Origin of the sequence: Chryseobacterium sp. CFS2 (assembly GCF_036543225.1) — a bacterium.
GTDB classification, from domain to species: domain Bacteria; phylum Bacteroidota; class Bacteroidia; order Flavobacteriales; family Weeksellaceae; genus Chryseobacterium; species Chryseobacterium culicis_A.
The window spans coordinates 173312-185235 of sequence record NZ_JAZHQU010000001.1 but is presented as its reverse complement, the minus strand read 5'-3'; the positions used below and the strand labels follow the sequence as shown (position 1 = coordinate 185235).

Sequence of the window (11924 nt, the reverse complement as noted above, 5' to 3'; positions counted from 1 at the left end):
TTTATCGGGTAAGATTTTATTTTAATGCTTTAAAGTCTGAAATCTGACCTTTAAATTCTTCTTATTCTGTTTTTTTCGTAATCTTCAAAAATCATTTGTCCTAAACCTGAAAGCCCTGTCAGGAAAGCTTTTCCTTTGTTCTGAGCGGTAAACTCTTCTACAAACTGTCGCAGATAAGGATCCTGAGCAATCATAAAAGTAGTGATGGGTATTTTCAGTTTTCTGGCTTGTGCTGCTCTGTTGAAGCATTGGTTAACAATTTTTTCATCCAAACCAAAACTATTCATATAAAACTCTCCACTGGGAAGCTGAATGCAACTTGGCTTTCCATCGGTGATCATAAAAATCTGTTTATTGGTATTTCTTTTTCTGCGGAGAATATCCATTGCCAGCTCCAGACCTGCTACCGTATTGGTATGATAAGGACCTACTTTTAAATAGGGAAGGTCTTTGATTTTGATAGGCCATGCTTCATTTCCAAAAACAATGATGTCGATAGAATCTTTGGGATATTTTCGTTTAATCAGTTCCACAAGTGCCATGGCTACTTTTTTCGCCGGAGTAATACGGTCTTCACCGTATAGAATCATGGAGTGGCTGATGTCTATCATCAGAACGGTACTCATCTGTGCCTTGTGTTTCGTTTCTTCTACGATAAGGTCTTCCTCTGTCAGGCGCAGGTCTGAAATTCCGTTATTGATCTGTGCATTCTTTAAGCTTTCAGTCATATTCACTGCTGCAAGATCATCTCCGTATTGGAAGGAGCGGTTTTCGCCATCTCTTTCATCTCCGATTCCTGTTTTGCTGGTGCGGTGATTTCCTGCTCCGTTTTTCTTCAGCTTTCCAAAAATCTGGTCTAAGGCATACTCACGAAGGGCTGCTTCCAGTTTAGGCGTTAATATATTTTTACCTTTTCCACTTCCTGTATTGCCTTCTTCAGGATCTTCTTCTCTGATATAACCTCTTTTTTTCAAATCTTCTTCAAAATCCTGAAGGGTATATTCTTCATTGAAGATATCATATTCTTTATCAAGCATATCAAGCCACTCGAAAGCTTCCTCTATATCTCCGGAGGTATGGGTGAGCAAATCTTTGAAAACATCAAAGACCCGGTCAAAATGTGATAATTCCTCCGGTACATGCTTGCTGAATATAAAGCCTTTATGAGGATTAAAATTTTTATCTGTCATAAGATGATGAGCTGTTTTGCTGTTATTGGGTTTTGAATAGTTCTGATAATCCAAAAATTATCAGGAGTATTCTTTATTTCGTTTCAAACTGAAAAGTTAGGAAAATATCACTTCAAGATTCCCTTTGATAAATAGAAAAAACTAATGGTAGTGATATGGAATAAGAATATAATGTTCATCAGATTATATAGATTAAAAATCAGAAAAATTCTACTGTCTAGAATGCGATAAAGCTCCGAAATACTCCGGAGCTTTATCTATACACATCATCTTACTATTATGTATTCAAGATTACCATCCTAAATAATAATCAGGATCCAGCCAGTACGGCCAGTCTAATTTATAATGGGTCTGAAGCATTTTTTCCGCTTCACAGAAAGCACCTTCCACCCATCCTTGTTGGTCAGAATAAGCTTCTCCGATAATATGAATCTGCTCATCTATCAGCGGTTTTCTCATATAGGGCATGACATCTTTCACAGAGAAACCTGCTTTCCATGCATGATATCCAGCGCCGTAAGGATCATCGGTCCAGTCTCTGAAATAGGTTATATAAGGCTGTGGGATATCTATACCATGGACTTCTTTCAGCTGGTTGATCAATTCGTTGACCATAAATTCTGTGGCCTGAACGTCATCAAATTTGTGTAATTCTTCCATGGATGTAGACTTGTTAGCTCTAACTTTGAACAGAACTTTGTCATCAGAAAGCGCTTTCCAGAATGTTTCTGTTTCCATATCACCGTAGCTTCCCAGCAACATTGAATTGTTGTTTTCAGGATCAGTACCGAAATAATAACATTGTCTCATCGGTAAATCTGTAATGGAGTGCCCGGAATCAATTCCCAGCTCTTTCCACCATGGGCGCTCGAAACCCATCAGGATTTTAAAGGCAGGTTCCATAATGATAGAACGGATATTTTCATTCAGTTTCTGATGTCTGTTAGCATCGAAAAAGAAGTTATTCTGATCCAACAGTTCAAGAGATTTTCTTGGCATACCCAATACTATTGAATTGGCATACACTTTCCACGTTGTATTGCTTTGAATATTCAGGAAAGTAAGTTCATATTTATGAGTGGATATTAAATGATGGTCTTTGGTGAAAGTAATCAGTTTATTTTCAGACCAGATGCGTGTTCCTTCATATTCCATATAAGCATTGGCAATTGCATAAGCGATGCTGTCGTAGCCTTCTTCAATCGTTTTGTAAGTAGTATTGGCAGAAAAATCTCCTACCATATACGGAAATGCCTCTGCGGAATTCCAGTTGATGGTATTGGAATAGTATCCTCCGGCATTCGCTAAGAATTCATATCCTTCCTGAGAAACCTGATCTTTGATTAAGTTCCAGAAACCAATATCATTTACCAGACGCTTGTCATAAGGAGAACCTGGGAAATTGTAAACCATTCTTGGTTTGATGGCATCCCAATCCCTGCTGGTCAGCTTGAAAGTATAATCATAACCGTTAGGATCTTCAATGATTAATTCTTTATAGTTTTCTACTACCCACGGATCCGACATTAAAACATTGTAAATGATTTTATTGAATAGCTGGTCAGAGCTTAAACCTTCGTCATTTTTATTCAGAAAATAACGGGTAATCAGTTTGTTGCCCTGATCTTGCTTTTCCGTCCATGCATTTTGTTTGAAACGTTCTTTTCTGATATACATGAAGAGTTCTTCCGGTTTACCCATAGGAAAGAGAACAGGAGTCATCTTATCCTTTAATACGGGTATTCTTTTGCTCGGATCCTCTTTCAGTGGATAACCTTCTATTAATGTGGTCACAATCTCCTGAGAAGTCAGATAACGCATCCCTCCGAGTTCACCCCAGAAATTCATTCCCGGCATGATTACGGATTCAAGTCTTCCACCTAACCTGTTACTCATGTCGAAGATCTGTACCTCATGACCTTTGTACTTATTGTCTGTTACCAAACGAAAAGCAGTATATAATCCGGAAGTTCCGGCACCGATAATGGCTACTTCTACTTTCAGATCGGGCTGCATTCCCTGATACAGCGGGGTATCTTTATTAACGTTTTTTTGATTCATGGTTCTATAATTTTAAAGTGCTAAGAAATATTTATATCCTAATCGGAATGGAGTAATATCAAAATCAGTATGTCCGTCTAATGCAAGATCCGACATAATTTTACCTAAGAATGGAGTGAATTTGGCAGCCCATCCGGTGGCATATACCACAATATTTTTATGGTTGGGAACATAAGGTGGTGCAAAATCAATCAGCAGTTCTTTATTGGGAATTGTACTTAAAGCGATAAGACATGTTGAAGTATATTCCGGTTCAATACTTAGCCCGGTCATATGGCTTTGTACCCATTCAGAAGTGTAAGCCAGCTCCTGGGGATTTGGAATTAACGTTCTGTCACTTGGTTCTTCCAAAGGTTTGATGACAAAATCCGGGGCTACGCGGATGTATTCCGGATGATCCCATTCCACAGATGGGAAACCATAAAACTGGTTGCCGTTATCTCCTGTTGCATTCTGGAATACAAACCAGGTTGGGTATTGTATCGCAGGATCAGTCTTTTTAAAATAAGCAGAAGACATATTCCAGTAAGTGGCTTCTATTTTAAAATCAAGCAGGTTGATAACGCTGTTGATATAAGGTCCGGGAATGATAGCCAGTTTTTTGGCGATATAAACTCCGTTGGGCGTGGTAAGCTCAAAAAGATCACCGTTTTGTTTGATCTCCAGCACCGGAGAATTTTCTCTAAGTTCAACGGTTTCTTCCTTTTGGCAAAGACCTAAAAGAGTTTCAATGGTTGCTTTAAAATTAATGCTGGCACCATCCGGCTGAAACAAGCCTGTATAATTATCCGGAAGGTTTTTGAAATGATATTGTTCTTCAATTTCCTTTGACGTTAACGTGGTATACGGAACCCCTAATGCTTTTAAAGCTTTTTCAGCTTCAGCAATATTTCCTTCTGTAGAATGTACTTCCGGATCACCAAACCAGAGTGTTCCTACTTTATCAAGCAATTGCGTATCCGTCTTTTTTTGCAGTTCATCCCAATAAGGCAATGCATCCAAAGCCATTTGTACCATATATTCATCCGGATAAGGAATCCGGAACTGGCGTGATACTCCTGCAGAACTGCCGAGCTGATTCACAAAAGTGTACTGTTCCAATACTAATGTTTTTGCCTGGCGCTGGCCAAGATGATAAGCCGTAGCCAGCCCTATTGCTCCTCCGCCAATGACGATTACGTCGTAGTTTTCTGTAATCATAGGTTATTTGTTTTATTTTTTATAATCGTATTGAAGAGAACAGAGAACGTAAAGGCATCAATAGGAAGGAATGTACCACTATTACTGACCTTCAAAAAGCTCTGAGTTCTATCTGCTACGATAGATTAGGTATAGAGACGAATCTGCCGGTACATGTGCATATTCTGGTTTCCCATTGAATATTGTCACTATTAATAAGCATTTCAAAGTAACAAAGAAGAGGGTATACGTTTTTAGAGTGTAAATGACCAAATGTGGTATGTAGTAGAAATACTTAATGGTAAAAAAACAGAAATTCTGACCCTTCAAAATCACTGAAATGATGAGTAGCCGTCTATTGATTTTTCACACGTTATTGATTATATATTATTCGCTAGATATAATAAAACAGGCAGATGCAGAATATTTTAGAGCACCCCAACTTTTGCAATTGATCTAAAAAAATAGATTTACGCAGATAAAACTGAGTATTTATATGGCGTTTTGATAGAGAAAAAAATTAAATTCTGTGAGTTTTATCAAATATTCATTATTATAAGAAGACAAAAATTACTTTAACTTTGCCAATTGGATGATATACAGCTATTATGAAATTGTTGAAAATAATGGTATATTGTTAAAGGCTAATATCTAATGGACTTATGTAGTCAGGAAATTAATTTAACTGATAAACAAATATGAAATATAAATTCTTAAATTTTAAATTGAGAAAACTTGTTCATTACTCATTGATCTTTTGTATTTTACTGATACAGGTCATTATCGCCATATTTTTTTATAACGAATTTGTTAACGGGAAAAAGCTGAAATTTATTAAAGATCAGCTGGAGGAAAGCCGTGCATTGGGAGGATTGACAGATAATTCGAGGAAAGATTTTCTGGATGCCCAGGAACATCTTCAGAAATATATGGCGACTCAGGATAACGGAGAATTACAGTTATATTTCCAGTCGTTGAGAAAACTTAAAACGAATTTTGATAAAATTGGGGAATATGAAAATACGAGTCCCAGGCTGAAAAAGACATTGTCTCTTCATCGTCAGGATACAGTGAAGACTGCAAAACTGAAAACATTAATAGATTCGGTATACCAGACTTCTCTGAATCCGCCTCAAAATATTGAAGATAAACAGTACGAACCAGCCAAGTACAAAAATGATTTTGAAGATTTGAAAATTCAAACCCGTACCTACGCCGATACCATTAAAAAGAAAGGCTTTTTCGGACGTTTAAAAGACGCTGTAACAGGGAAAGTGGATGTTCAGAAAGAAAGTACGGTAATCACAATGACCAACAATAAAACGCTGGATCTTTCTCAGGTTAAATCCAAAATGGACAACACCATAAAGTCTATGGATAAGCATTATGCTGCTGAAGTAAAGAAGGTCCAGATGCTTGCCGTTCAAAATCAGAAAAATAACCTGCAGTTTTACAGCAATTTCAGTAAACTTCTGGTGTATAGCAACAGCTTAATAGAAGTGTACGAAAATGCCATCAGGGATTTTAAATCCCAACTGGAAAAAGAATACAATGAACAGAGTTCCAATAATAACAAGATCAGAAGCTATCTGGTATTGGGATTGATGATTCTGATGTTTATTGTATCCATTCTGATCATGTACTTTACAAGAGTAGCATTTATCTATGAACAAAAGCTTAATGCTGCGAATAAAGAGATTAAAAAGAACCTTAATTTTAAAAACAGGATTCTGGGAATGCTGAGCCATGATCTGAGGTCTCCGTTAAAAATTATCAATATTTTCATAGATAAGATCCACAGAACGACGGAAGATGAAACGATAAAGGATTATCTTAAATCGATCAAATTTACCAATAGTACATTGCTTCTGCAGTCTAATCAGATCTTAGAATACACCAAAAATGAAAATGCTGAAAAAGAACTTATACCCTCAGTTTTTAATCTTAAAGATGAGATCAGTTCTATTGTAAAAGTGATTACTCCTTATCTGGAAACGAGAAATAACAGGTTTGTAGTAACAGACAGAATTCCGGAGAATCTGAATGTATTTTCGGATAATATCAGAATCAACCAGATTTTTATGAATATTCTCGGAAATGCCAACAAGTTTACAGAAAACGGACAGATTGATCTGGTGATGGCTACAGAATCTCTTGGAGAAAATAAAATTTCCCTGATCACAACGGTAGGAGATACCGGAGTAGGAATATCAGAATCGGATCTTGGTAAAATTTTTGACCCTTATTATCAGGGAATGGTATCTGATGAGGTGGATAATCTGGGAGCAGGACTTGGACTTAATCTGGTCAAAGAAATTGTTGAACTTTTCGATGGTGATATATCAGTTGAAAGTAAACTGCATAAAGGAACGAAAGTGACATTCAGGATCAATTTAAATAGTAATAAAAATGGAAACACCAATTCAAAATAAAGAGATTATTTTCCTGCTTGCAGACGATCACAGCATTGTACGCCAGGGAATGGAAATTGTAATCAGTGATATTGTTCCTCACGCTAAGATTTATCAGACTTCATCCTTACATCAGGTATTGGAGATCATAGAGTCAAAAGGAGTGGAAATGGCCGTTATTGATGCTCATTTCCCGGATGGAAACAGTCTTCATATTTTACCTCAGATGAAAAGTGTAAATCCAGATCTTAAAATTTTGATTTTTACAGGACTTGAAGAGGAACTGCATGGCCTTAAATTTATCAAAGCCGGTGCTAACGGCTATCTGAGTAAGCTGAGTGAAGAGGAAGAGGTAAGAGAAGCGATTACAGCCTTTATCGAGAAAGGAGAATATTTCTCTGATCTTTTAAGGGATCTATTGGTACAGTTTGTTTACAATCCGGATCTGATAAGTCCACTCAACAGTTTAACCAAAAGAGAACTTCAGATTGCAGAACTTTATGCTGAAGGATATGGAAACCTGGAAATTTCAAACAGCCTGAATATCAAACAAAATACAGTAAGCACCATCAAAAAAAATATCTTTGAAAAACTAAAGATTGAAAATATGGTTGAGCTTGTTGACCTTGTCAAAACCCATCATAAGCTATAGTGTTTTAAGGGGTTATTCACTTCTTATTGTCAGAAAATAATATTTCATCGATAAATATCTATAAGTCGATCGACATGTATCGATGGGGTTTATAGAAGATTTTATGTTGTAATGTTGTTCCTTTGTACTATGAAATTTAAGTAATGAAAAAAGCAACTGAGAAATGCTTTTCAATGAATACAATTTCATACACAAAAAACAACAAATGATGATAGCTATACAAATAATAAACGGATAGTTATAAGAACACAAATGATGAAAATTAATACACACTGATGAAATTAAAAGAAGTGTATGAATAACCTTAAACGGACTTCTTAAAAAAGCCAAATGATCAAAAAAAACACAAACACATATAGTGAGGTTCAGTTGATAGGTTACATTACAAACAAAAAGGAGGCAGACAGTCTCCTTTTTTGTTTTTGAACGAGAAGTCATTTTCTCACTTTTTAAATTGAATGTTTGAGTGTTTTTTATCAAATGATAAACAGAATGCTGCCATCTATCCCTTAGTTTTGTATCAAAAAAAAGATGTCAGGAGAAAAAGACTTATCGGTTTTGATTCAGAATATGGAACCCGTATTGAATGCCGGAGAATTTGTGTTTTGCACTGTTGAAACTTTAAACGGAATACCGGATATGGAAAAGATTCTGTTTTTCTTCCGGGAACATGAAGCCATTACCATTGTGCTGGAAAGAACGATAGCCGATGAATGGAAAATGCCCTATAGTTATATTTCTTCATGGATCACGCTCACTATTCATTCCTCTCTGGAAGCCATAGGACTCACCGCAGCTTTTGCCAATGCCTTGAAAAAGGAAAATATCAGCTGCAATGTGGTTGCCGCTTATTTTCATGATCATATTTTTATTGCGGAAGAAGATGCTGAGAAAGCAATAGAAGCCCTTATTGCATTGAAAAAGTCTAAAGAGTTTTAAAAACAATTTTAGGAAGTTTAACTTTCACCTTCAAAAATGTCTAATTAACTCATTAAAATGTCCTGTTGATAAAGCTTTTGAGTGTTCTGCCTGTTTTTGTGTTTTATGTTTGCACCATAATCATACAAAAATAAACTACAATGAAAACAATCAGAAAAATCTCAGCCGTAAGCTTATTATGTTTAACTCTTTTTACCGTAGTGACCGTATCCTGCACGGAAGAAAATGAGCCTCCCACGACGACACAGGAGGTACAAAACAGAAACCACCAAACTGCCAGGACCCAATTCATAACAGTTAAAGGAAATGCCATTGCATATCGTGTGCTGGGAAAAGAAGAAGGCATTCCATTGGTACTGTTGCCCGGGTTAGGAGGCTCAATGGATGACTGGGATCCTGCAGTGACAGACGGACTGGCAAAAAAGTATAAAGTAATTATCTTTGACAATAAAGGAGTGGCTTCCTCAAAAGGAACAACCCCGAATACTGTTCAGGCGATGGCTGACGATGCCGTAGATTTTATTAAAGCTTTAAATTTGCCTCAGGTGAATATCATGGGATTTTCTATGGGAGGATTTGTTGCCCAGAGAATTGTGCTGACCAATCCGTCACTGATCAACAAAGTAATTTTAACAGGAACAGGTCCGCAGGGAGCAATCGGATTATCGAATCTGCCTAATATTATTGCAGGAACAGCCGGATTAAGCCCCGAAGCTTCCTATTTGAAATTTGGATTTACAGAATCTGCTCAAAGTACAGCAGAAGGTAAAGCATCTTTCGCAAGAGTTCAGCTTCGTACTACGGACAGAGATCTTCCATTAAATGATGCTGCTTCCAACGCACAGTTTACGGCAGTTTTGAGCTGGGCTCAACCCAATGGTGATGCTCTTACGGAAATTGAAAAAATCAAAAAGCCGGTATTAATTGTTCATGGTGAAAATGATCTTCCGGTATCGGTTCAGAATGCTAAAAATATGGCTCAGCATTTAGATGATGCAGAACTGGTCATATTTCCGGACTCAGGCCATGCTTCTTTTTATCAGTATCATGATACATTTGTAGCGAAAGCCATTGAATTCCTTGGGAAATAAGGTTGACTTTTAAAAATTAGAACAAAAACCTCGTTGATGAACAGCGAGGTTTTATTTTTTATTGAAGAAAGGTTTAGCTGAACTTCTTTACAGCCTCTTCACTTACAGGAGTAAAAAAGTTTATCATATTTCCATCCGGATCACAGAACAGAAGTGATCGGTTTCCCCAGGGCATGGTTGTTGGCTCCTGAATAATTTCAGAAGCTATATTTTTGATTCTTTCATATTCTTCGTCTACATTTTTAACCAGAAATTCGATAATGATTGATTTTGTTCCTGCGAAATCTGTCAGACCCTCCGAAAACATTTTCATCGTTTGGGTACTTCCAATGGCGATGGTAATGGAGTCAGCAGAAAGTTCTGCAAAATCTTCAGTATACCATCGGGCAGATAATCCAATAGCCTGTTCATAAAATTCTACTGCTGCTTTGATGTCTTTACTGATGAGTCTTAATGAGGTAAGTTTCATAAGGTATTTTGTTTGAATTAATTTGAAACAAAGGTAACAGACACTTATGACAACAGGCTGTCAGTAGAGAACTGAGAATTTTAAATGTTCATTTTTAAGAAGATAAAATTAATAGAAATTAGCAATATGAATCAATCGCTTAGAGTCGATGATCTGTATTTTCCTTCCTTCAGATCGGATTAATTTTTCCTGTTTAAAATCATTGATGATGCGGGCCAAGGTTTCTCTGGCAGTTCCCACCATATTGGCAAGATCCACTCGGGAAAGAGAAATAAACACTTCATCATCAGGAGCATCATTTGATGTATACTTATCGTGAAGAATCAGTAAACTGAGAGCCGCTCTTTCCCGTACCGTACGATGAGACAGAACTGCAATAAGATTTGCCATCACACTGAATTCATGACTTAAAGATTTCAGCAGCAGCCTTGAAAGAACGGATGACTGACTTAGAATATCCAGAAAATTATCTTTAGAAATAAATGAGATAACAGAATTTTCCAGTGTTGAGGTGGTATCTCCATAAGATTCATTGCTCAGAATAGCAGAATACCCGAAAAATTCACCGGAGCTGTAAATGTAAATAATCTGTTCCCTTCCGTCATTATCAACCTTGTATTTCTTTATTTTCCCTTCATTAAGATAGTAAACGCCATTAGGTTTTGTTCCGTCAGTAAATATAGGCTCATTTTTACGGTAGTTTTTGGTTTTCATTGCTCCTGTAAGAAGATTCTTATCATATTCAGGGAGTTCATCAAAAAGATACTGATTATTAAAAATAAATTTTGAGATCATAATTTTTCTTTACAGGATGTTGAATCTACACTCAGTTTTTAACTTAAATCACATTTTAAGCCGATCTATATCACAAGCTTTTCTTCCTGAACGGATTACTTTTACAAAAGTAATAAAATTGATTCTGAAATAGGGTACAGAACATTTTGAAACGACCTGTAAAAGCTATTTTTGCTTCATTGGCAGACTCATTGTTTATTACGAAAAAGTAGAATTTTATGGTAAAAAGGATGTAGTAAATCTATATAGAACACTGGATAAATATTTAAGCGGATATGTTTTTCACAGCTGTATGCTGACATTTCTTATTTATTTTTTTACTTATTTATCTTATCCAGCTGTTTTTAAGTTATAAAAGATAGCAGGAGATACCACCCTTACAGAAGTTTAAAATGTTCAGACACAGAGGGAAAAACAGAACTTATTTTCACAATCTCAAACTGGCTTCAGCCCTGTCATTTGTTGCCGGGATCGTGAATATTGTAGGTGTTTTATCCGTTAAAGTGCTTACCACTAATATAACAGGGCATTTTGCCTTCTTTTCCGAAGAGATTCTTCTCGATCATTACAGCGAAGCCTTTACTTACTTTATCTTCATTCTATGTTTTCTGGGAGGAGCTTTCTGTTCAAGTTTTATGGTTGAATTTTCGTCCGGGCACAGAATGTTCCGTCCGCATCTCATTCCTTTGATTACCGAAATTCTGATATTGGGTTTTGTGGGAATAGCAGATGATAAGACACTCGGAATTTCAATATCACCTTATACTATTGCCGGACTTTTGCTTTTTGCCATGGGCGTTCAGAATTCATTGGTAACAAGAGTATCCCAGTCTGTAGTGAGAACCACTCATCTTACGGGATTGTTTACCGATCTGGGAATAGAAGTTTCAAAACTGTTTTTTAAGGAGCGGGAAAATGAACGGCGTCAGCTTAAAAAGAATATCACCCTGAAACTGGTCATTATTGCCTGCTTTTTTTCGGGATGTATGATGGGTGGTTTCGTCTATAGCATGATCTGTTTAAAAACACTGATTGCAACTGCAGGATTGCTGTTTTGTGTGGTCAGGTATGATAAACTCCTGTACAGGTATTACGCTTTAAAAAGGAAATTAAGATAGAACAGAGAATAAAAAAAGG

10 protein-coding genes are annotated in these 11924 nt (G+C 36.6%); 5 read left to right on the top strand and 5 right to left on the bottom strand.

Annotated elements, in window-relative coordinates:
• Positions 1-50 precede the first annotated feature (50 nt).
• From ODR02_RS00850 to ODR02_RS00840, 3 genes are all read right to left on the bottom strand, one after another.
• On the bottom strand, positions 51-1190 hold the full coding sequence (locus ODR02_RS00850) for a vWA domain-containing protein (protein WP_209784933.1): 1140 nt from the start codon (positions 1188-1190) through the stop codon (positions 51-53).
• A gap of 291 nt (positions 1191-1481) precedes the next feature.
• On the bottom strand, positions 1482-3251 hold the full coding sequence (locus ODR02_RS00845; RefSeq protein ID WP_209784932.1) for a flavin monoamine oxidase family protein: 1770 nt from the start codon (positions 3249-3251) through the stop codon (positions 1482-1484).
• Between the two features lie 12 nt (positions 3252-3263).
• A complete protein-coding gene (locus ODR02_RS00840) occupies positions 3264-4451 on the bottom strand; it encodes an FAD-dependent oxidoreductase (protein ID WP_209784931.1) in 1188 nt (395 codons plus the stop codon).
• Positions 4452-5155: 704 nt separating this feature from the next.
• Here ODR02_RS00840 and ODR02_RS00835 point away from each other — a divergent pair.
• From ODR02_RS00835 to ODR02_RS00820, 4 genes are all read left to right on the top strand, one after another.
• A complete protein-coding gene (locus ODR02_RS00835; protein ID WP_309511343.1) occupies positions 5156-6862 on the top strand; it encodes a sensor histidine kinase in 1707 nt (568 codons plus the stop codon).
• Entirely contained in the window at positions 6840-7493 is a 654-nt protein-coding gene (locus ODR02_RS00830; RefSeq protein ID WP_309511342.1) for a response regulator transcription factor, read from the top strand. The genes ODR02_RS00835 and ODR02_RS00830 overlap by 23 nt, the downstream gene beginning before the upstream one ends.
• Positions 7494-8024: 531 nt before the next feature.
• On the top strand, positions 8025-8432 hold the full coding sequence (locus tag ODR02_RS00825) for an ACT domain-containing protein (protein WP_309511341.1): 408 nt from the start codon (positions 8025-8027) through the stop codon (positions 8430-8432).
• 140 nt (positions 8433-8572) lie between these two features.
• Positions 8573-9523, top strand: a complete 951-nt coding sequence (locus ODR02_RS00820) for an alpha/beta fold hydrolase (protein WP_309511340.1) — start codon at positions 8573-8575, stop codon at positions 9521-9523.
• A 73-nt stretch (positions 9524-9596) separates the two neighbouring features.
• Here ODR02_RS00820 and ODR02_RS00815 read toward each other — a convergent pair whose 3' ends face one another.
• Both ODR02_RS00815 and ODR02_RS00810 read right to left on the bottom strand, forming a co-directional pair.
• The gene (locus ODR02_RS00815) at positions 9597-9992 is read right to left on the bottom strand and encodes a VOC family protein (RefSeq protein WP_309511339.1); all 396 of its coding nucleotides are present in this window, start codon (positions 9990-9992) and stop codon (positions 9597-9599) included.
• Positions 9993-10100: 108 nt separating this feature from the next.
• On the bottom strand, positions 10101-10787 hold the full coding sequence (locus ODR02_RS00810) for a Crp/Fnr family transcriptional regulator (RefSeq protein ID WP_309511338.1): 687 nt from the start codon (positions 10785-10787) through the stop codon (positions 10101-10103).
• A gap of 392 nt (positions 10788-11179) precedes the next feature.
• Between ODR02_RS00810 and ODR02_RS00805 the strand changes: the two genes are divergently transcribed.
• Positions 11180-11905, top strand: a complete 726-nt coding sequence (locus ODR02_RS00805) for a YoaK family protein (RefSeq protein WP_309511337.1) — start codon at positions 11180-11182, stop codon at positions 11903-11905.
• Positions 11906-11924: the final 19 nt, after the last annotated feature.